Here is a 22,593-nt window from a genome sequence, read left to right on the forward strand (position 1 = left end):
CTTACGGCACGCCATCTCGACGAGGTCTCATGCACGCAAGTCCTGAAGCGCCTTCATGGAGACAGATCTCCTTATACCTGCTGACTCTTGGCGTTCTGATCCTTTGCTGCCTGCTCTTACGGCCGTTTTTTGTAGCCGTGGTAGGCGCCATTGTCATCGGCGTAGTGACCGAGAAGCCTTATCTGTGGGTGCTTTCACGGACACGCGGACCGAACCTGGCAGCAGCCGTCACTCTCATCCTCGTAATCCTCAGCATCGTTGTACCCATCTTTTTCCTGGCGCAGGATGTGGGCAGGCAGATTACGGACCTGATCTCCAGCCTGCGGAGCGATCAGACACAGCAACACATCGCAGATTATTTCGACAGGCATCCGCTGCTTGCGGATCGGATCGAGCTGATTACCGACAATGTCGATCTGCACAACGCTGCGCAGACCACTGCCGCTTTTCTGGGAAAACACTTCGCCACACTGATTGGAAGATCGATCGGAGCGATTACGCAGATCGTCGCGATGCTTTTCATCCTCTTCTTTCTGTATCGTGACCGCGAGATAGCCGGCAGGTTTGCAAAATCTCTGCTGCCGCTGAGCGACAGAGAAGCCTCTGATTTTCTGGAACGGATGCGGGGCACCATCTACGCAACGGCTCTAGGACGTCTTGCAATCGCCGCGCTGCAGGGCGTTCTTGCCGGTCTCGCATACTGGCTCCTCGGAGTTCCCAATGCCCTTCTCTGGGCGATTTTGACCGGAACCATGGCGATGATTCCAGCTTTCGGAGCCTTTCTGGTTTGGGTGCCTGTCGCGTTTTATCTCGGCTTCTCTGGCCACTGGCTGAAGGCGGCCGGATTGGCCGTCTGGGGCGGAGGCATCGTCAGCCTGATCGATAATTTTCTGTACCCGATCATGGTCGGACCGCAGCTGCGGCAGCACACGGTCGCGGTTTTGCTTTCCATCCTGGGAGGCATTGCGTTATTCGGAATCACGGGAATCGTTCTTGGACCGCTCGCCTTCACCGCGGCGGCGACGCTGCTGGATATCTGGAGGTCGCGCACCAGGAGTGAAAGCAGCAGCCTCCCCTCCACGTAGTTGGGTCACAGATCTCTAGAGGGTACGGTATTCGGTCCGGAACGGCTGCAGCCCAAAACTTGCCTTCTCCCTTTAAGTGTTGATTTTGCTGTTTTTACGAGGAGAAGAACACCTTTCTGTTTCCCCTGTTCAGTTGACAGTCACTCCAAGCAGGCGAATGCTTATCTGGAGACTTTGGTGGGCTATGAAAAATGAAAGAAACTCGACTGCTGTATTAACTTCTGCGCCCCTTACGACGAACAAACACCTGATTCGGTGGGTCGAAAAGATGGCCGATCTTACCCAGCCGGACGCCATCCACTGGGTGGACGGATCGCAGGAAGAATACGACCTGTTGTGCCGCCAACTGGTCGATGCCGGAACATTCATCAGGCTGAACCAGGAGCTTTGGCCGGGATGTTTCTATGCGCGCTCGACGCCGAACGATGTTGCCCGGGTCGAAGACCGCACCTTTATCTGTTCACTCTCCAAGGACAACGCCGGTCCGACGAACAACTGGGAAGACCCGTTCGTGATGCGGCGCAGGCTCAAGCAGCTCTTCCGCGGCTGCATGCGTGGACGCACCATGTACGTCCTTCCCTTCTCCATGGGGCCCGTCGGCTCTCCCATGTCTCAGATCGGGGTGCAGCTGACGGACTCTGCCTATGCGGTCGTCAATATGCGGATCATGGCGCGGATCGGAGCTCCGGTCTTCGCCGAGATCGATAAGGACTTGAAGCGTGTCGTCCCCTGCATGCACTCGGTCGGCGCACCGCTTGAACCGGACCAGCAGGACGTACCCTGGCCCTGCAACGATACCAAGTACATCGTCCACTTCCCGGAGACGCGCGAGATCTGGAGCTATGGTTCGGGTTACGGCGGCAACGCCCTGCTGGGAAAGAAGTGCTTTGCACTGCGCATCGCCTCCAACATCGCCCGCGACGAGGGGTGGATGGCAGAGCATATGCTCATTCTGGGCGTGGAATCGCCCACGCGTGAGAAGACCTATGTCGCAGCAGCCTTTCCGTCAGCGTGCGGGAAGACGAACTTCGCCATGATGATTCCGCCTTCGGGCTTCGAAGGCTGGAAGGTCTGGACCGTCGGAGATGACATCGCCTGGATCAAGCCGGACGCAACCGGAAGGCTGCGCGCCATCAACCCTGAGGCTGGCTTTTTTGGCGTAGCTCCGGGAACCTCGGCCAAGACCAACCCGAACGCCATGGCAACGCTGGCGAAGAATACGATCTTCACCAATGTTGCGCTGACGCCGGACGGTGGGGTGTGGTGGGAAGGAATGACCGAGACGCCTCCCGCCAAGTGCGAGGACTGGCAGGGAAATCCGTGGACCCCGGAGATCGGGAAAAAGACGGGGAAACCGGCCGCTCATCCCAATGGCCGCTTTACTGCGCCTGCAAGCCAGTGCCCGACGATCGATCCTGACTGGGAGGCCCCGGAGGGTGTTCCTATCTCGGCGATCATCTTTGGCGGTCGCCGCTCGACGACCATTCCACTGATCTACCAGGCCTTCAACTGGTCGGGCGGTGTCTATGCAGGAGCTACGATGGGCTCCGAGACGACTGCGGCTGCAAGCGGCGCTCTGGGCAAGGTACGCCGCGACCCCATGGCCATGCTGCCCTTCTGCGGATATCACATGGGCGACTACTTCCGGCACTGGATCAAGATGCAGCGCACATTGTCGTCTACTCCTCGCATCTTCCACGTCAACTGGTTTCGGAAGGATGCGGATGGGCGGTTTCTCTGGCCTGGTTTTTCCGAGAATATGCGTGTGCTGAAGTGGATCGTCGACCGCGTTCGCGGCCGCGCGCAGGGCAAAGAGACCCCGATCGGCTGGACCCCGCACTATGAGGACATCCGATGGGAGGGGCTTGAGATGTCTGAAGAGCGGCGGCGCGAGATGTTCGAGGAGTTGCAGAGCGTTGACCGTACAGCCTGGCGCCGCGAGGTGATGGAGCATGAAGAGCTCTTTATCGCCCTGCACGATCACCTTCCCCCCGAGATGATCTATGAGCGTGAGCTGTTGATCTGCCGGCTGTGATTTTTGCAGAGGCCACAAAAACCGGGTTCTGTGGCGACGCTCCCGCAGAGAGAAATTGAGCCGGAAGATTCTTAGCTATCTAAGACATCCGGCTCTTGACGGTCCTGAGAATTATCGCTATCTTAACCTTTGTGACAGGACTCCCTTCGGGTTGAGTCGGTCATAACGAAGTCCACCCACTTCGTTGATTAACGGAACACCCACGCAACAGCCCCCACCGCGCTGCGTGGGTTTCCTTTTTTCTGGAAGATATAGCCCCGTAGACCTTGACGCAGCCATCGGAACCTTTTACCCTTTTACCTGATGGGATTGATGCACATCGCGGCCTGTAACTGTTGTCCTTGTTGTATGGACGGCTGTTGCTGCTGCGCTGAACTCTCCCACGCCTGAACCCTTATCAACAATCAGGCTTAGAAGATCTCAGAACCCACGTAGCAGCGAATCGCGCACGTGGGTTTTTCATTTGCCCCGCGCAAAACCTCAGACAAAGTTCACCGTTGAATCGAGGCATCTTATGGCAGCGCCACAAATCTCCAGCAGCCGCATCAATATCGATCTGATCGCAGTGGCCATTGCGCTCACGCTGGCGGCGCTCATTCGTTTCGACCTGATTCCCCCCATCGGTTTCTAAGGAACTTTTGTGTCCGTCGAGACGATGCCCGTCAGTACCCCTGCCCCGTCCTTCAGCACGAGATTTTTTCGCCTGCTGCCGGGAGTGGGCCTTCTGTTTGGCATCGGCCTGTTAGGTAAGCTCCTCGAACATACCTCGCTTGTCCTTCGCACCACGCATCCCGGAATTCCCTTCCCGCACCTTGAATACGTTCTGTGGGCTATTTTGCTGGGACTGGCCGTCAGCAACACCGTCGGTGTAGCGCCTATCTTCCGCATCGGAGTCGCAACCTATGAGCTTTGGCTGAAGCTCGGTATCGTTCTGGTCGGAGCGCGCTTTCTGCTGCAGGACATCATCCACATCGGAGGCCTCTCGCTGTTCCTGGTCGCGGTCGAGCTGACGCTATCGCTCTCGATGATGCACCTGCTGGGACGCATCTTCCGGCTGCCTCCCAAGCTGACCTCTTTGCTTGCCATGGGATCGAGCGTTTGCGGGGTTACGGCAATTATGGCTGCGCGCGGCGCCATCGAAGCCGAAGAAGAAGAGACCTCGACCGCCATCGCGGCCATCCTGACTCTGGGCGCCATTGCGCTTTTTACCTTTCCGGCTATCGGTCACGCTCTGCATATGAGCCAGCAGGGCTATGGAATGTGGGCTGGTCTCGCCGTCGATAACACTGCGGAGTCGCTGGTCACCGGCGCTCTCTACGGCGAAGAGGCAGGCCGATGGACCGTTCTCGCTAAGACGGCGCGCTCCGGCTTTATCGGCTTTGTCGTGCTGGCGTATGCCGTCTACTGGTCTTCGCGCGGAATGGCACCCGATGTACAGCACAAGGGCGTCTTTCTCTGGCGCAAGTTTCCGAAGTTCATCCTCGGCTTCATCGCGCTGTCGATCCTTGCAACCGCGGGCTTCTTTACACACAGTCAGATCAGCAGTCTGGCCAATCTCTCCAAGTGGGCCTTCCTGCCGGCATTTGCCGGTGTGGGGCTTAGAACGGATCTGCGCGATCTTACCAAGCAGGGATGGCGGCCCCTGATCGTCGGTATCCTCGGCGAGATTGCCATCGCTCTCATCACGCTGGGGCTCGTCTACTGGAGCTACAGTCATGGAGTTGCGCGATGACTCCTCTGTTCCATCTGTCTCTGCATCGTTGTTGTCGTCGCTGTCAATAAAGCGAGGACCAGTGCTCCCGTATTAAACACTCCCCATCTTTACCGACACCTTACTCGAGGTGTCCCTTATTCTCTCTGCACCTTTTCTGGAGACCACAATGTACGACCGTCTAAATATGTCGATCCGATCCCGCGCCTCTCGCGCCGGGATACGCTTCGCCACACTCTTCTCTCTGTTTCTCGTTCTTCTCTCTTCCGGTATCGCGCAGGTCGTTGGAGGCACAATCTCCGGCGTCATTACCGACCCCAGCGGAGCTGCGCTCTCGGATGCAACCGTGCTGATTCATAACGACGAGACTGGCAATGAGAGGAACCTCGTCACCGGTGCGGATGGCCGCTTCTCCGCGCCCTCGGTTCCCATCGGCACCTACACCATCTCAGTACACCATGATGGATTTACAGCGCAGCGCCGAACCGGGATTCCACTGACAGTAGGTCAGAGCAAGGAATTCGACTTCGCCCTGACGGTCGACGCCGTGGAGACGCAGGTCACGGTCGAGGACACGCCCTCCATCGTGAACCTCTCCACCCAGCAAACCTCGGGACTCGTCGACGAACGCCAGATCAAGCAGCTTCCACTGAACGGCCGCAGCTATGACCAGTTGATTACGCTCAATCCCGCGGTCGTGAACTACACGGGCCAGCGATCCGGCACCATTGGCACATCGAACTCTTCGGTCGGCAACATGTTTTCGATCTCCGGCCGCCGTCCCCAGGACAATCTCTTTCTGCTTAATGGCATCGAGTACACCGGGGCTTCGCTGATTAACGTGACGCCTGGCGGCACCAGCGGACAGCTTCTCGGCGTGGACGCTGTGCGCGAGTTCAACGTTGTCTCCGACACCTATTCCGCAAGCTACGGCAAGCGACAGGGCGCACAGATCTCCATCGTCACAGCATCGGGAACTAACCACCTCCACGGCTCCGCATACGAGTTTCTTCGCAACTCCGCGCTCGACGCACGCAACTACTTCGACCAGGCAGAGATTCCGCGCTTCCAGCGCAATAACTTCGGCGGCTCGCTCGGCGGCCCCATTCGCCGCGACAAACTCTTCCTCTTCGCCAACTACGAGGGCTATCGCCAGAACCTGGGTCTCTCTGATGTAACCTTCGTCCCCGATACGCAAGCGCGACAGGGCTATCTGCCCGATCCTGCAAATCCCTCCGGCCCGCGCAAAAACTACGGTATCGCGCCCGGAGTGGCTCCTCTGCTCAACCTTTGGCCCGAGCAGAATGGACCTGCGCTGCTGGACGCAAAAGGAAACCAGACCGGCATTGCGCTCGCCTATTCCAACCCGATGCAGCACATCCGCGAAGACTTCGGAACCACCCGCGCCGACTACAACATCGGCTCGCGCGATCTCTTCTTCGGCGTTTACACGGTGGACGACTCCGTCGCCGATACACCAACGCAGAATCCTTTCGCCTCCATCAACGAAGCCCTGCGCGAGCAGGTTGCCAGCCTTCAGGAGCAGCACATCTTCTCCCCGCGACTGCTGAACACTGCACGCTTCGGCTTCTCCCGCGCTTCGTTCTTCTTTCTCGGAACTTCTTCTCCGCTCGGGGGAGCCGACGTCCCCGGATGGGTCGCGGGCAAGCCCGTGGGAGCGATCGTGATCGCTGGCTCTACGGCCTCGAACGGCTCCTCGCAGATCACCGGCGCGGGCGCCAACGTGGGCTCGGATAACACAACCACGCGCAACCTGTTCACCTTCGACGACCATATCTTCTGGACGGTCGGCCGGCACCAGATCGAGGCCGGAGGCTGGCTGCAGCGGCTGCAGTCCAACGACAATCTCGCGCAGAACCAGTTCGGACAGGCATCATTTGCCTCGCTGACAACATTTCTTCAAGGAACAGTGAAAACCTTCACCGTAGTCCCTTCGCCCACCAAACTGGGCTGGCGCTCCTGGATGGGAGCTTGCTACCTCGAAGACACCATCAAACTCACACCACGTATCGAGCTGCGAGCCGGCATCCGTATCGAATCCACCAACGGCTTCAACGAATCGCAGGGCCGCGCTTCCAATTACGCCTTCACCAACGGCGTCATCAACACCGACCCTTTCGTTGGGACATCTCCGCTCACCGACAATCGCGCGAAGTTCCTGCCTTCGCCGCGTCTCGGCCTTGCATGGGACGTTCACGGAGATGGCAAGACGAGCATCCGTGCCGGATTCGGCATGCACTATTCCCTGCTCGATAACCTTAACTACCGCCTCGACCAGGCTGCCCCTTACAACACCACTTTGTCGCTGGCGAACGTCGCCGTCTCCAGTCTTAACATCACGCCTTCCACGAAGCCCTCGTCAGGCACGTTGATCTCTCCTTCCAACGTGCAGACCGACCTCGCAACCCCGACAGTGCTTTCGTGGAGCCTGCACATCGAGCAGCAGATCGCACCCAACACCTCGCTCACCCTCGGCTACATCGGTTCGCATGGCTACAACCAGATCCAATCTGCCGACCTCAACGAGCCTGAAGCGATCATCGTGAACGGCAGGATCTACTACCCGACCACCATCAAGGCCAATCCCGCAGTCGCCAACACGACCTCGTGGATCTCGCGCGGCATCAGCAACTACAACGGCCTGGTCGTCGACGTTCGACGCAACCTCTCACGAGGATTGCAGATTCGCGGCAATTACACGTTCTCAAAGAACCTCGATAACGGCTCTGCCTGGAACACCAGCGTCAGCGCCAACACCCCGGCCTTCGTCTCGTATCCCGCCAACCCCGATATCGACTATGGCCGGTCTGCAAGCGATATTCGCCACCTCGTTGCGATTAACGGCACCTACGATCTTCCGCTCGGCCAGGGACATATTCTGGGGGCGAATCTCGGCGGCCTTCCGAATCGGGCCGTCAGTGGCTGGACCCTCAGCTCGATCGTTACCTTGCAATCCGGCTTCCCCTTCTCGCCGCAGCTCGGCTACAACCCCACCGGCTCCGGGGATACGCGCAACCCCGTTCGTCCGGACATCAACCCTGACTTTCACGGCAATCTCTATCCACGCACACCGCAGCAGTTCTACAACCCAAACGCCTTTCTGCCGCCCGCCTTCGGAACCGTTGGAAATCTCGGCCGCGATACCCTCGTCGGTCCTGGACTCGCAAATGTAGATCTCTCGCTGCTCAAATCCACGCAGATCACCGAGAGAATCCGCACCCAGTTCCGCGCCGAATTCTTCAATGTGCTCAATCGTGCCAACTTCGCCACTCCCAACCCGGTCGTCTTTACCTCCGGACCCACCCAGGGCACTCCGGCCAACCAGACTGCAGCCGTTGTGGCCAGCCCCACGGCGGGAGTCATTACCTCCACCGCAACCACCTCCCGCCAGATCCAGTTCGGCCTGAAGGTCCTCTTCTAATTCCTCAGCCGTTCAAAGATCGTCATTCTGAGCGCAGCGAAGAATCCCTGTCTTTTGCCTGTGATAGCTACGGCGCTCCGGGAAGAAGACAGGGACTCTTCGCCTACGGCTCAGAATGACGAATCGATGGAGAAACGGCTGTAGGGATAAAACCACTGCCGGCACATTGAGTTGGCGAAGCTCGCGAAGTGGGAGGATCCTTGCCTCGCTCTGAATGACACGGTAGCCGTTACATGCCTCCGCATGCGGTATCCTAGTAGATGACGTGCAGCGGAGATTTCTGTGCCTGTCAGTCGCACGCCGCTCCTAATCATTCAGGGAATCGTCATCCATCGGCCCAGGCTTGTGGATTTGCCGTTGCGCCCAGTATCGCGCCCGGCAGGAAGGCTTTACGTTGAACACCTCCTTCGCTCCAACTGCCGGCCAGCTAGCCGCGACACGCCGCGCGCACTGGCGTCATGACGCGCAACCGCTCCTTACGGTGGAGACGCTGCGCGACTGGATCGTCGCCAACGGCCTGGCTCTCTACACGCCGCGCCCGCAACTCTCTTCGACTCCCGCTCCCAGCTTTGCTGAAGTTGTCCTCGGCGAAGCCGTGCCCTCTCCCACGCTGGAGCAGCTTGCGCAGCCGCGCACGCTGCTCGCACGCCTCATCGCAGAGGGTGCCGTCATTCCTCTGCACCTTTTCGGATCGCCCACCGGTGCAGGATCCGAAACCCCTGACTTTCTCGCCTCGCCTGCCGTACTGCCATACATCTTCACGTTGCGTGGCGACAAGACATGGAAGCAGCCACCGGTCACCAGCGGAGCCGCCAGGGTCTCTCCGCTCGCGCTGGCAAGCTTCAAGCTCCTTACCGAAAAAGGACGGATGACAGCCCCCGAACTCGCCAACGAGCTGGGCAACGAGGTCACGGAAGCCGCCGCACTCCGCGCACTCACCGAGCTGTGGGAACACCTGCGCGTCCTCCCTGTCCTTCAGGCGGACGGCACCGCCACGCTGTGGGAGCTGACCACGACCCGCTACACCAAACAGATCAAATCCGGGGTCAACGCCGGACTTCCCACTGCGCTCTCCGCGCTCATCTCGCTTTACCTGTCGCAGGCCATCCTTCCCACGGAAGAAGACATTGAGGTCTTCCTGTCGCCCCTGGCATCCCGCTCGCGCATCCGCGAGGTCGTCCGTGCGCTTATCGCGGCACGTCAGCTTGACGCAGTTGTCATCGATGGAAAGAGTTGTTTCTACGTCGCGGGCGAGATTCCCGTATTTGCGCCTGTAGCCGAACCTGTACCGGACGATGTGGATGCTTTTGTGGTGACCACGGACGGAGATACGAAGACCGAACGCATCGGCAAGTTTGTTCCCTCTTCTCGCAAGCCATTCGAGAAACACGACCGCGAAGGCCGGCCCCGTCGTGAAGCGCAGGGTGATCGCAGGCCTCCGCGTCGCGACGGCAGCTTCGAGCGCGAACGCCGCCCCTTCCGACGCGACGAGCAGAAGCCACGCTTCTCCCCAGATCGTCCACGCACAGACCAACCTCGTCAGGATCGCCCGCGCCCTGACTTCACCCGTCCCTGGGATGAGGAAAAGCGCGAGCGTGAAGCACGCCGTCCTCGCTCCTTCGAGAGATCTTCCGAAGAGCGACGAAGCCCGCGGCCCCGTCCCGACCGTGAGGACAGACCTCCTTTCCGGCGCGACCAGAACCAGGGTGGTCAGGACCGGCGTGGAGATCGACCGACATTCCGCAGGGATGACAGCCGCGGAGAACGCCCCGCATTTCGGAAAGATCATGCACCTGGAGAACGTCCCGCATTTCGCCGGGACAATAGTCGCGGAGAGCGTCCGGCATTTCGCAAGTTCGATGCCCCACGCGGCAAATTCTCAAAGCCACGTTCTGAGGGATCCTCCTCCAGCTTCCGCGAGGAGCGCGGCAGAGGAGAAGAGCGTCCCCGCCGCAGCACTGATTCAAAACGGCCCTTCTCTCCTGGGAAACCCTTCAGCGGTGGAAAGAAGTTCTCCGACAGGAAGCCGTCTTTCGGTGACAGGCCCTCCGGTGAACGCAGGAGCTTTACCGGAAGGAAGCCTTTTGCTGCGGGGGGCGAAGGCACATCGGAGAGGCCGAAGAGGTTCCGGCCGGAAGGTGGCCCGGACGCAGCGAAGAGGAAGCCGTTTAATAAGCCGGCCGGAAAATTTTCGAAGAAGTCTCCATCCTTCTCCGGGAAGCCGTCTTCCGGAAAGCCGCCACGGAATGCAGGCCCCTTCGATAAATTCAAAGGAAATAAGAAGCCCTTTGGCAAGCGCGGTGCTCCGGCACGGAAGCCTCGCGAGAAGCCTGAGGAGTAGCCGCCAGGGCACTCCTCAGGAGAATTCCCTTTCAACTTTCGCCCGCAGCAGCAATAAGATAACTCCGGCATGATGAAACCGATCGACGAAGCTCGCAGCTCTTCCGCCGCCATTCCCACGCGGCGCACGCGCCCCATTATCGCGATCGATGGACCTGCAGGCGCGGGCAAAAGCACCCTGGCCGCACATTTGGCACGCCGGTTCGGACTTCTGAACCTGGAGACGGGGGCCATGTACCGCGCGCTCGCCCTGAAGGCAATCGAAAACGATCTTTCGTTCGATGAAGAAGCTCCTCTGCTGGAGATCGCTGCTTATACACGCATCCGGTTGGAGCCGCAGGTTGGAGGAAATCGCGTTCTGCTGGATGAGAGCGATGTCTCGAACCGCGTCCGCGAAGCCGATGTCACCGCTGCTGCCTCCCGCGTCTCCGTCCACCCGAAGCTGCGGGCCTGGATGGTCGAACAGCAGAGGGCGCTCGGTAGAAATGGCGGCGTGGTGATGGAAGGCCGGGACATCGGGACCGCCGTCTTTCCGGACGCCGAGGTGAAGATTTTTTTGGATGCGGCGCCGGAGGTTCGCGGCGACCGGCGTTACCGTCAGGTCGCGATTCCCCGCGACCCCAACGACCCGAGGTCCGCGCCCGGGCAGCCTACGCCTGAGCAGGCTGCGGCGCAAAAGAAGATCCTTGAAGAATTGAAAGAACGTGACGAGCGCGACCGCAATCGCGCCGAATCTCCGCTGCGGCCGGCGTCCGATGCCGTGATCGTAGATTCCACCTCTCTCAGTCTGGAACAGGTACTGGCCAGAGCTGAAGAGATCGTCCGCGACCATCTGACGGCCGGAGAACTGAACTAGGGCTGAGGCCGTCAGCAGAAAGCTCCTTGAAATCAGCGGCCGGACGACGTTCTCGTTGTCTCAGCCGTGCATCGAAATCAGCCCACCTGGCTGACACCATGAAGCAAACCAGCTTCCATTCCACAACCCAAGTGGAATGAGAGATCGACCGCAGATTTCCTCATGCATCTTTTGCACCGTTCCCGGTGCATTTCAAAGATTTATAAAAAAAAATTACGAGTTATGCTAACCTTCTCACATCGTTTGAAACAGATTGGTTTTCTGCAATGCTTTTTGTCTGCGCGAACCCCGATTTGTATCTACGGCAATTCAATCAGTAGTAGAAGAAGGAAAGAAACAACATGGAACAGGGAACAGTAAAGTGGTTCAATGACGCGAAGGGGTTTGGATTCATTAGCCGCCAGAACGGTGAAGATGTATTCGTTCACTATTCGGCGATTAATTCCAGCGGCTTCAAGAGCCTCCAAGAGGGTCAGGCCGTTCAGTTCAACGTTGTGAAGGGGCCGAAGGGTTGGCAGGCTTCTGACGTTCAGCCTCTGTAACTCCAAAACCGGCTTGAAGGGCCAGCGACGACCGGTTTGCATTGAGGGATAGCTGTGAGCTATCCCTCAATGCATCTCTATCAGAAGAATGCTGCCGGATAAAATGAGTGACCGGCGGTCCTGCTATTCACCCTGCCTTGTTCTTTCTGCTCCATGAATTGCCTCTGTCAAGAAGGAATATTCATAAGCCTTTTTTGATCAATAGGCTAGCGGCGCCGATCCGCGCTATGCAGAATTACAGTTAAAGAGAAAAGGACAAAGAAAAGCCCCGGCTTCAACCGGGGCTTTTTCTTATGGCCTCTCAATTGCCATGGGAGTCCGGACCTAAAATCAATGTTTGAAAGACGTAGGCAGAAATGCTGGGGACCTATTGGTCTCCAGCCATTCCCAATGCCATATTGACCAGGGTCTTCTCCTCGATGTCGTGTGCCTTGGCCGATCCGGTTGCAGGGGTGGCGCTGGCGCTCCGCTTCACACTCAGCACGGCACGGTTGCCAGCCAGGCGTCGAAGGAGTGGCATGACATAGAAATACGGGCCCATGTTGGCAGGTTCTTCCTGGACCCAGACGATCTCTTCTGCATTCGGATACTGATCGAGCGCCGCCTGCAGTTCCTGCTCCGGCCACGGATAAAGCTGCTCGACGAAGATGATACCTACGCTGAAGTCCTTGCGTTTCTCACGCTCCATGCGGAGATTGTGGCCGACCTTTCCGCTGCAGACCAGCAGACGCCGTGGATCCTTCACATCGTTGTCCGGAAGGACGTTGAGGAAGCGGTCGTGGCTGAAGTCCGCGATCGGGGACGCAGCATCGGGATGACGCAGCATGCTCTTCGGCGTAAAGACCACCAGCGGCTTGCGCCACGAACGCATCACCTGGCGGCGCAGCAGATGGAAGTACTGGGCGGCGTTCGAAGGCTGGCAGATCTGGATATTGTCGTTGGCGGCAAGCTGAAGATATCGCTCGACACGGGCGCTGGAGTGCTCCGGCCCCTGGCCTTCATAGCCGTGCGGCAGAAGGAGGACGACGCCGGAGAGAAGCCCCCACTTTGCCTCGCCTGCGGCGATGAACTGGTCGATGATGATCTGAGCACCGTTGGCGAAGTCGCCGAACTGCGCCTCCCACATCACCAGAGCCTCAGGGTAGTCTCGGGCGAAACCGTACTCAAAGCCAAGGACGGCGGCCTCAGAAAGCAACGAGTTGTAGACCTCAAAGCGGCCCTGCGCCTTGCTGAGATTTGCAAGCGGAGAATAACGGCTCTCCGTCTCAGTATCGACCACGATCGAATGGCGTTGATTGAAGGTTCCGCGCTGCGAATCCTGACCGGTCAGACGAACCAGAGTGCCGTCTTCCAGCAACGAGGCAAACGCGACGAGCTCTGCTGTGCCGTAGTCGAACAGCTTTGCACCCGATCCCATCTCCAGGCGTTGCTCGAAGAGCTTCTTTACCTTCGGGTGAATGTGAAAGTCCTTGGGATAAGTCGTGATCTTCTTGACAAGCTCGCCGACGCGCTCAGCCGAAATTCCGGTATTGACCTCGAGCGAGGCATCATACTCGCCGCCCTTGAACTTGTCCCAGTACGACGGAAGGGTCGCCATGTGGGGGATGTGACTGGCCTGGGTCGCCAGTTTCTGCTGGTCGAGGAACTCCTGCTGGATATTCTCCGCTTCCTTCGCAGGATTGACGCCAATCTTCTCCGCATAGATCTGATAGAGCGGCGCATGATCCTTGATGACCGCATACCGGCGCGGTTGCGTTACGGTCGGATCATCGACCTCGCTGTGGCCATGGCGACGGTAGCCGATCAGGTCGACGACAACGCTTGAGCCAAAGCGCTGCCGGTACTCGGTCACAAGAGCTGCAACGCGAACAACTGCGTCCGGATCTTCGGCGTTGACGTGAATGATGGGGATGGGTAGCCGTTTGGCGATGTCGGTGGAGAAGCGGCTGGCGTTGGACTCCTCGGGGTTCGCAGTGAAGCCCAGAAGATTGTTGACGATCACGTGAATCACACCGCCGACGTTGTAACCCGGCAGGGTCTCCATGTTGAGGGTCTCGGCCAGGATGCCCTGCCCTGCGAAGGCGGCATCGCCGTGGACAAGGATCGGAAGGACCTGCTTCTTTCCCCCCTCTCCGATGCGCTCCTGGCGGGCGCGGCTGCGGCCAATCAGAACCGGGTCGATTGCTTCGAGATGGCTCGGGTTGGAGGCCAGATGGAGGCTGATCACCTTACCGCTCGGCGACGTGTAATCGCCGGTTGCGCCGAGATGGTACTTCACATCACCACCGCCAAGGGTGCTGCGCGGATCGACGTCTTCAAACTTGGTGAATATCTCAGATGCGGGACGGCCGATAGTGTTGGTCATCACATTCAGGCGTCCGCGGTGATTCATCGCGAGCATCGCCTTGGTGACGCCAAGGGTCGAACCAAGCTCAAGGATCTGGTCAAGGAACGGAATCAGCGCGGTGATTCCCTCAAGGGAGAAACGCTTGGTTCCCAGGTAGCGGGACTGGATCACCTGCTCAAAGAGGTCGGCGCGGATGAGCTGAGTGAGGATGTGTGCCTGATTCGGCTTGGAGGGAGTCTTTTCGATCTGAGACTGAAGCCACTGTCTCTGTTCCACACTGGGGATGTGCATGAACTCGATTGCGATGGTGCCGCAATAGTAGCGCCTGGCTTCCGCAGCCAACTCGCCCTCAGGAGCGGGTGTAGGGAATGGGTCCGCGGGAAGATACTGCCCGAGAGGGTCAAGTGAGGCCTGCAGGTACCCCCATCGCCGAAAGATATCGAATACTGCTTCACGTTCCTGTGGGTCGGTTACCGTCGGTCCTTGAGACAACGTCCCTGCCTTGGTGGCCATTGCTTCCTCGATTTTCTAAATAATCAAACTTTTTGGCGTTAAACGCCTGACATCTATGCTAGTCCTTTCATCGCATGGCTGCACACGGATTCCTGCAACTTCTTTACCCTGAGGACTATAGAGTTGCACCTAAAACCCAGGGCTGGAACTCCTCTTCCCCGAATCCGTGAACCTCACTGCGGGTTGGTTTTCCCGACGCAATCTCCAAGATCTCGTTATAGATCGCGGCTCCTGCCTGCTCTACCGTCTGCTCGCCATCGATGATGCAACCGCAGTTGATGTCCATGTCATCCTGCATGCGCTGAAACAGTGCGGTATTCGAAGCGATCTTGATGGACGGCGTAGGCTTACAGCCGAATACCGAACCGCGGCCTGTCGTGAAGCAGATCAGGTTGGCGCCGCCGGCCACCTGCCCGGTCGCGGAGACCGGATCGAAGCCCGGTGAATCCATGAAGACGAGGCCGTGTTCCCGCACTTGTTCGGCGTAGAGATAGACCTCTCTCAGGTTCGAGGATCCCCCTTTGGCGACGGCCCCAAGCGACTTTTCGAGAATCGTCGTCAGCCCGCCGGTCTTGTTGCCGGGCTGAGGATTATTGTCCATCGTGGCCTTGTGCTGCGCTGTATACGCCTCCCACCAGCGGATGCGATCGAGCAGGCGCTCGGCCACTTCGGGACGCGAGGCGCGGCGCGTAAGCAGATGCTCGGCTCCGTAGATCTCGGGGGTCTCCGAGAGGATGGCAGTTCCTCCATCGCGAACAAGATGATCGGCTGCGACCCCGAGGGCAGGGTTCGCACTGATTCCCGAGTAGGCGTCAGAGCCTCCGCACTGCAATCCGATGACGAGATGGGAGGCAGGAACAGAAGTGCGGATCTGTCGATTCGCCTGCTCAAGCATCTTGTAGACCGAGGCGATTCCGTTGCGGATGCTTGCAGAGGTGCCTCCCTCCTCCTGGATGTTAGCCGTGTGGACGGTGTCTCTGGAACCGGTGAGTTCCACGAGAGAATCGATCTGATTGGTCTCACAACCCAGCCCCATAAGCAGGACCGAGGCGAAGTTGGGATGCGTGGCATAGCCGGCAAAGACGCGGCGCAGAACTTCGGCCCCTTCGCCACCGCTGGCGATGCCGCATCCGGTTCCATGGGTGAGAGTCACCACGCCGTCGACGTTGGAGAAGGCGCTAAGAATTTCCGGTGTGAAGTGCGCTGCTATCCGTCGTGCTACGCTCGCGGAGCAATTGACGGTCGTCAGAATGCCGACATAGTTTCGCGTTCCCACCCGACCATCAGCACGCCGATATCCAAGGAATGTTCCTGCAGCAGCATCTGCAATGGCGGGACTCTGATGTGCGTCCACGCCAATGGCGTAATCCTTCTCCACTTCGCCCACGGCGAGATTATGAGTGTGAATATGCTCGCCCGCGGCGATCGGCTGTGTCGCAAACCCGATGATCTGGTTGAACTTTCTGACAGCGTGGCCGATTGCCAGGGGGTGAAGAGCCAATTTGTGTCCGGCAGGAATATCAGAGACGGCGGTGAGGTGAAACTCGGGCAGCACCTCGCCGGCCTTCACGGGTTGAAGGGCGACGAGAACATCATCCTGAGAGCCGAGCTTGAGAACCTGGGGCATTGCAATCGTTGAAAACGCGACAGCCGAAGAGTGGTATGACCAAAATTTACTCTCTCTGCCGTGTTTCTACCTAATTTGCTCGCCCTCGAATCGAAGGCTCGACTAAGTCATTGGGGCCGCTGAACGGCTGCGTCTCCCGGGAGTATGGTGGAGGTCGCCTTGAACTTGCGGTAATCCGAGTCGGTAATAAGTATGCTTCCGTCGAAGTGAAACAGCAGCAGGACTCGCGCGGCTCCGTTGGCTTCGATGCGCGAAGGAAGCCATACCTCGTTGTTGACCTTGATCTGCTGCACGGAGAATGCCGTGCCTTTGCGAATCGACATGACAAGACCGGCACCGATCTTGAAGGAATCCGCGAAACGCCCTTCCAGCCTTACGACGGCTAGATCCCGTTCATCGATCCAGATGGTTCCCGCAAGGTCGCGGATGACACTCTCAAGGCGATTGCGCGTCTTTGCGTTCGGGTTTCCAGCATAATCAACAACGATGGTGCTGCGACCGTTCAGCAACTCTCGACGCGGATTCGAGAAGGCTCCCAGCTCAAGAAAGCGCGAGACGGTCACCTCTTCCCTTCCCTCGGAATCTGTCTTCTTTCCTTTCGTATCGGCTTTGCGTTTACGCTCCAGGGCCTTCGCTACGTCTTTGTCGATACGCTCGCTCTCCTTGCGCTGTTCTTCGGCGGTGAGATCTTTACCGTCCTTGCGGACGAGTTTGTGAACCTGAACTCCCCGGAGCCAGAAGACATCGTATTCGCGCGTCTCTCCTTTGCGACCGTTGCTGCGCTGCTGTCGTATCACCTCGCGATAGAGATAATCTTTCTGGATTCGTTCCGATGCCTTTTGATGCTCTTCCACCTCACGCATCAGTGACCCGATATCCGGCAGAGAAGCATGGGAGGATTCTTCCGCCAGGGACGCCTGCGTTTGAACAAGGGATTGCGCGCTGGCGCTATGGAGGATCAGCAGTAGAAGTGCTGATAGAAGCATCTTCATTTCGAGTCAGGCTGACGGTGCGGAGGCGTCTCGTTGGGTGTGATCTCGCGGGCGTAGATCTGGTAGGAGATCTTTGGCTGTTCCTCACCCTGATGCAGCTCGCGCACGTGCGCGCGGATGGCTTCGTCGGCCGCGGTGATCCGCTCTCTCGATCTCAAGTAGTCGAGCCATGACTCCATGACGAAGGTCTCGTTCAGCCGCTCGGGATCGATGACGTCGCGATAGATTCCCCAACGCATGGCGCCGTCGCGCAGACGCACGCCGCGAAGCTGGTGAATGGCATGGGTGAACTCTGCGTAGCGCTCGAGCGGAATTCGATACTCGATGGAGATGCGCACCGGACCTTCGTGGATGAGGTCTTCGGCCTGAGCGGCGTTATCTGCAAGTTGAAAGAGGCTTGGCTGCGTCACTGGCCGCGAGGAGCGGAAGGGAGTGTGATCGGGCAGAGGGCCCTGGAGGATGTGAAAGCGGCGAATAAAGGGATAGCTGATCGCGAGTCCGCAGGCGGAGACAGCCAAAGCAATGGGAGTCGATGTATGCTCGGCGATGGTACCCCACAGGATGGATCCGAGCGCCATGCCTCCCTGGAAGGTCATCAGGTATGCCCCAAGCGCACGCGCCTGGACCCATGCGGGTACGGAGAGTTGCACGGAGGTGTTGAGCGTGGACATCGTGCTGGTCCACGCGAATCCGGAGACGATCAGCGTAAAGATGATAATCAGCGGATAATGGACGTAAGCGAGAATCAAGAGCGTTGCCACGTCGTAGAACGTTGAGACTGCGATGATCGTATCGGCCGCAACCCGGCGACGGATACGGGGCAGCATGGTTGCCGCAATCACCGCTCCCAAACCCAGAGAGCCATTCAGGATGCCATATCCCAGCGCGCCTTCACTGAGATCGCGTTTGGCCACGACGGCCAGGAGAGCCCAGATGGCCGATACGAAGAAGGCGAAGGTAAAGGCGCGAATGAGGGAGGACTGCAGCTCCGGCGCGTAACGAACATAACGCAGGCCCGTCATGATGGAGCCAGCGATCCGCTCCGATGGCAGCGCCGATTTGAACAGGGGCGTACGCTTCCAGTTGAAGAGCACCCAGATAACGCCGGCAAAGGAAGCGGCGTTAAGGAAGAAGACCCATCCGGCGCCCGTATGAACACTGGCAAAGCCGGCGACCATCAGACCGCCGAGCGCAGGACCGACCGCCCGGGCGAGATTGTTGGACGCAGAGTTAAGTGCAACGGCATCGGGGATGAGCTCTCGTGGAACAAGCTCCGGAACGATGGCCTGCCATGCAGGATTGTTCATCGCGGAGCCAATGTTGAGCAGGAAGGTAAATGCCAACAGGGTCCACGGCGAGATGAAGCCGATAAAGGTGAGAGCGGCCAGAACCGCCACCGAAACCAGCATCCATGCCTGCCAGAAGATGAGCAATCTTCTTCGGTCGAAGATGTCGGCCGTGGCCCCGGCCAGGAGGCCAACCATCAGAACGGGCAGCGAGGCGGCCGTCTGCATCAATGCAATCAACAGAGGCGAAGCCGTCAGCGAGGTCATCAGCCAGGTTCCGGCTGTGTCCTGCATCCAGGTTCCAACCGAAGAGATCGTCGAGGCTACCCAGCGATCGCGAAAGAGATGGATACGGAGCGGAGCAAAGCCGCTGGGCGTGGGGGAGGCGACAGCGACCAGAGGACCGGAGTTTGGAGTCTCAAGAGGCATCCGCTGACTTAGTGTAACCATCCTCGGAGGATTCTGCTGACGCGGCCGAGCGAAGAGGCCAGGTCAGCAGCTACCAGATGCGCGAGATGTTAACCGGTATCGGAGGAAGGGTTTTTTCGCCGTTCACACATATTCTTCGCGCTTGTGAGCACAGGCAACGCCTGTTTTCGCGGATGTCGTCTCACTGCTGATGCAGGTTGTGCGATGCCTGCTCAAAGAAAGGAGAAAGCTATGACAAAGCTCTTGTCTCTTGTGTCGGTGGCAACACTCTCGGTTGCCCTACAGGCGCAAAGTACGGCCTCTCCTCAGGCTCCTTCTCCGGGTGACGCTTCGCGAATGCCGCAGACGACGGAGTCGCGACCACAAACGGCGAGCGATGCTGCCGATCCGGAAGCGTCACAGAAGTCAGGCCAGGTGCAGGCAGCGAGCGTGTCCGCAGAGCTGACGAAAGGACTCGACTCCAAGAAGGCCAAAGTCGGAGATGAAGTAGACGCAAAGACGACCGACGAGGCAAAGCTACCTGACGGCACCGATCTGCCGAAGGGAACGAAGCTGAAAGGAAATGTCGTCGATGTGAAAGCGAAGTCGAAGGAGGAGAACAGCTCTCACATGGTCATCTCACTCAATCGGGCGGAGCTGAAAGATGGCCACGAAGTTCCGATTCGTTCGGCTATCACTTCAATGACTGCTCCTGCTACAAATATCGGCGCGGCAATGCCTGCAGGAGGCGCAATGGCTGGACCGATCGGTAGCGGCGCAGCAGCCCCCGGAGGCTCTGCAGGAGGAGCGGGCGGATCAGTTGGTGCGTCCCCCGCACCGATGCCGAGTTCCCCTACGATGGGCACAGGAGACATGGGAGCGTCTTCTCAATCGACCCCTGGGCCCATGCTGAAGAGCGCGAACGATCGTGTACCGGTTGGCAACAAGCCGAAGGTAACATTGAGCGCACCTACAACCCCTGACAGCGCAAGCGTTCTGGATGCACAGGGAGAAAACATTTCACTTGGTAGCGGAACGAAGTTCACGGTGAACGTAGCTTCGGCGGAGAACATGGGACAACCGCATCCATAAATAATTAAATTGCAGCGATCGATACGGATCACGGGCGCCCGCTGAGGCGCCTGTGTCTTTTGGAAGCTAACTAAATACGATGGAAGGCCTTCTGAATGTCCTTCAGAGAGTAGCGCAGGGCGATTGGCCGGCCGTGCGGGCAGCTTGTCGGATGCTCGGTCTTCGCCAGCTCGCGCAACAGCCAATCCATCTTGGCTGGATCGAGCGGCGTATTGATCTTGATGGCGGCGTGACAGGCGATGGAGGCTGCAATGCGATGACGTCGAGCCTCGGAGTTTTCCACCTGCTGCTCACGGTCAGGAACGGCGAGCACCTCTTCGAGCATGCGCTCCAGTTCCCTGCCCTGCAGACCAACGGGCGCGGCCTTGATTGCGATCGTCTTCGGGCCAAAGGGCTCAGCCTCAAAGCCATTCCGCTCCAACTCATCGGCGAGCCGGGTGAAAGCAACCATCTGGGCGGGAAGAAGGTCCACGAGCACAGGCATCAGGAGTCGCTGGCGCTGCACGCACTCGACCTCACGGTCGCGCAGGATCTTTTCGAAGAGCACGCGCTCGTGCGCGACGTGCTGATCGACGATCCAGAGCCCCTCATCGTTGACTGCGAGGATGAAAGAGTCCTGAAGCTGGCCGAGCGGCCTGAGCGTAGCAAGGGCGTTGAGCGTCTGGGCTTCTCCGTCAGGCTGCAGCGGACTTCCTTCCTCCGCCGAAGGGTCGTAACCCACGGGGATCGTCTCGCCGAATTCCAGTCGTGACGAGGCAGGCGCTGGAGCGGATTGCAACGCAAAGCTGGCGATGTCGGCAGGGTTGGGCGGGGCCTCCGAGCCGAATCCCACAGCATCGCCCATCGGGCCGAAAACCGGTTGCTCGGGACCGCCCGGCAATGGACTCACGTCGACCAGCAGAGACGCGCTGGCCAGCGGGCTGTTATGCAGCGCCTGGAGAAAGTCGGCCGCGGGCCGCGCATGCATCAGGGCGGTGCGTACAGTATCGCGGACGAAGTCATGCACGAACGCAGCCTGACGAAAACGAACCTCCGTCTTTGCAGGATGAACGTTGACGTCGACCTCCTGAGGCGGCATCTCGAGAAAGAGTAGAACCACCGGGTACGAAGTCGGCGGAATGATGTTGCGATAAGCCTCAGTAAGGGCATGCAGGATGAGCCGATCGCGGATGAGGCGGCCATTGACGAAGATGTAAATCGAGTTGCGGTTGAGCTTCTGCAGGTCTGGCTTGGAGATGAAGCCGGAGAGACGGAGAAAGCCGGGCTCCGGCACCTCGTAGTCGGCATCGCGCTTCCACGGCGGAGGCTCAGGCAGACCCACGCGGGTAAAGTCCATCTCCGCTGCCGCCGGAATCATATGCGATGTGGTCTCTTTGCCGAAGACCTGGAAGAGCCGGTCAGCGGTGGTTGCCGCAGCAGGAGCCGTGAGAAGCGCCTGCGTGGACGAGTGCAGCTCAACGTGTCGGTTCGGATTCGCAAGCGCATAATGCGTCACCAGTGCGGCGATGTGCGACAGTTCCGTCTGTTCGGAACGAAGAAATTTGCGGCGTGCAGGAGTGTTATAGAAAAGGTCGCGAATCGTAATCGTAGTACCAGTGGGCAACCCGGCGGGTTCCACGCGAACGATATTGCCGCCTGCAATCTCGACGACGGTTCCGGCTTCTTCTTCCGCAAACCGGGTCTCCAGCGTAAGACGCGAGACGGAGGCAATGGACGGCAGGGCCTCACCGCGAAAACCGAGGGTGGCGATGGAGAGCAGGTCGTCAGAGGTCCGCAGCTTCGAGGTGGCATGGCGCTCAAAAGCCAGCAAGGCATCGTCGGCCCCCATGCCGTGTCCGTTATCGGTGATGCGGATCAGCTTGCGGCCCCCGCCCTCCACCTCGATTCGTATGCGCGTGGCTCCGGCATCGAGCGAGTTTTCCAGCAGCTCCTTAACAACGGAGGCCGGACGCTCGACGACTTCGCCGGCGGCGATCTGGTTGGCCACCAGGTCGGAGAGGATGCGGATACGGCCCATGTTTCTGATTGTATGGGGTAGATCGAGTGCGGAAAACGAGTGTGAAATGGTCCGGAGGTAACTCAACGATGATTCGCAAACTGAAGAGCGGCGAGTACCGGATCTATTCGCGCCATGTCGATCCGAAGACGAAGAAGAGGAAGAATCTAGGAACCTTTTCGACACGGGAAAAAGCCGAGGAGCACGAGCGGGCCATTCAATACTTCAAGCACCACTGATCTCGAAAAAGAAAGCAGGGTAGCAGGCACTTCCTCTCCCGGAGGAAGTGTCTGCTACCCTGGCGCGTATCACCGACCCGGT

14 protein-coding genes are annotated in these 22,593 nt (G+C 58.8%); 9 read left to right on the plus strand and 5 right to left on the minus strand.

Annotated features, from left to right (window positions below; genetic code table 11):
* Positions 1 to 29 precede the first annotated feature (29 nt).
* From GWR55_RS08565 to GWR55_RS08595, 7 genes are all read left to right on the plus strand, one after another.
* Positions 30 to 1,085, plus strand: coding sequence for an AI-2E family transporter (locus GWR55_RS08565; RefSeq protein ID WP_162401896.1), 1,056 nt, complete (start codon positions 30 to 32; stop codon positions 1,083 to 1,085).
* 184 nt (positions 1,086 to 1,269) lie between these two features.
* The gene (locus GWR55_RS08570; RefSeq protein WP_162401897.1) at positions 1,270 to 3,120 is read left to right on the plus strand and encodes a phosphoenolpyruvate carboxykinase (GTP); all 1,851 of its coding nucleotides are present in this window, start codon (positions 1,270 to 1,272) and stop codon (positions 3,118 to 3,120) included.
* A 640-nt stretch (positions 3,121 to 3,760) separates the two neighbouring features.
* Entirely contained in the window at positions 3,761 to 4,852 is a 1,092-nt protein-coding gene (locus GWR55_RS08575; protein ID WP_238398726.1) for a YeiH family protein, read from the plus strand.
* Between the two features lie 148 nt (positions 4,853 to 5,000).
* A complete protein-coding gene (locus GWR55_RS08580; protein ID WP_238398727.1) occupies positions 5,001 to 8,273 on the plus strand; it encodes a carboxypeptidase-like regulatory domain-containing protein in 3,273 nt (1,090 codons plus the stop codon).
* 394 nt (positions 8,274 to 8,667) lie between these two features.
* Positions 8,668 to 10,614, plus strand: coding sequence for a hypothetical protein (locus GWR55_RS08585; RefSeq protein ID WP_162401898.1), 1,947 nt, complete (start codon positions 8,668 to 8,670; stop codon positions 10,612 to 10,614).
* Between the two features lie 72 nt (positions 10,615 to 10,686).
* The gene (cmk, locus tag GWR55_RS08590; protein WP_162403857.1) at positions 10,687 to 11,469 is read left to right on the plus strand and encodes a (d)CMP kinase; all 783 of its coding nucleotides are present in this window, start codon (positions 10,687 to 10,689) and stop codon (positions 11,467 to 11,469) included.
* A 341-nt stretch (positions 11,470 to 11,810) separates the two neighbouring features.
* Positions 11,811 to 12,011 carry a cold-shock protein gene (locus GWR55_RS08595; protein ID WP_022845525.1) on the plus strand — a complete coding sequence of 67 codons (201 nt, stop codon included), beginning with the start codon at positions 11,811 to 11,813 and terminating at the stop codon, positions 12,009 to 12,011.
* Between the two features lie 367 nt (positions 12,012 to 12,378).
* Here the strand turns inward: GWR55_RS08595 and GWR55_RS08600 are convergent, their stop codons facing one another.
* The 4 genes from GWR55_RS08600 to GWR55_RS08615 all read right to left on the minus strand — a co-directional run bounded on the left by GWR55_RS08600 (position 12,379) and on the right by GWR55_RS08615 (position 19,226).
* Positions 12,379 to 14,871, minus strand: coding sequence for a 2-oxoglutarate dehydrogenase E1 component (locus tag GWR55_RS08600; protein ID WP_162401899.1), 2,493 nt, complete (start codon positions 14,869 to 14,871; stop codon positions 12,379 to 12,381).
* A 115-nt stretch (positions 14,872 to 14,986) separates the two neighbouring features.
* Positions 14,987 to 16,498: a UxaA family hydrolase gene (locus GWR55_RS08605; protein ID WP_162401900.1), complete on the minus strand. Its 1,512-nt coding sequence runs from the start codon at positions 16,496 to 16,498 to the stop codon at positions 14,987 to 14,989.
* 107 nt (positions 16,499 to 16,605) lie between these two features.
* Positions 16,606 to 17,490: a hypothetical protein gene (locus GWR55_RS08610; RefSeq protein ID WP_162401901.1), complete on the minus strand. Its 885-nt coding sequence runs from the start codon at positions 17,488 to 17,490 to the stop codon at positions 16,606 to 16,608.
* Positions 17,487 to 19,226, minus strand: a complete 1,740-nt coding sequence (locus tag GWR55_RS08615; RefSeq protein ID WP_370521419.1) for an MFS transporter — start codon at positions 19,224 to 19,226, stop codon at positions 17,487 to 17,489. The genes GWR55_RS08610 and GWR55_RS08615 overlap by 4 nt, the downstream gene beginning before the upstream one ends.
* 210 nt (positions 19,227 to 19,436) lie before the next feature.
* Here GWR55_RS08615 and GWR55_RS08620 point away from each other — a divergent pair, with 210 nt between their 5' ends.
* A complete protein-coding gene (locus GWR55_RS08620) occupies positions 19,437 to 20,276 on the plus strand; it encodes a hypothetical protein (protein WP_162401902.1) in 840 nt (279 codons plus the stop codon).
* 70 nt (positions 20,277 to 20,346) lie between these two features.
* Here the strand turns inward: GWR55_RS08620 and mutL are convergent, their stop codons facing one another.
* Complete coding sequence (gene mutL / locus GWR55_RS08625; RefSeq protein ID WP_162401903.1) at positions 20,347 to 22,293, minus strand: DNA mismatch repair endonuclease MutL; 1,947 nt, start codon at positions 22,291 to 22,293, stop codon at positions 20,347 to 20,349.
* Between the two features lie 68 nt (positions 22,294 to 22,361).
* Between mutL and GWR55_RS19075 the strand changes: the two genes are divergently transcribed.
* Complete coding sequence (locus tag GWR55_RS19075; protein ID WP_202925601.1) at positions 22,362 to 22,511, plus strand: hypothetical protein; 150 nt, start codon at positions 22,362 to 22,364, stop codon at positions 22,509 to 22,511.
* Positions 22,512 to 22,593: the final 82 nt, after the last annotated feature.

It is taken from the genome of Edaphobacter sp. 12200R-103 (genome assembly GCF_010093025.1).
Taxonomy (GTDB): Bacteria; Acidobacteriota; Terriglobia; order Terriglobales; family Acidobacteriaceae; genus Edaphobacter.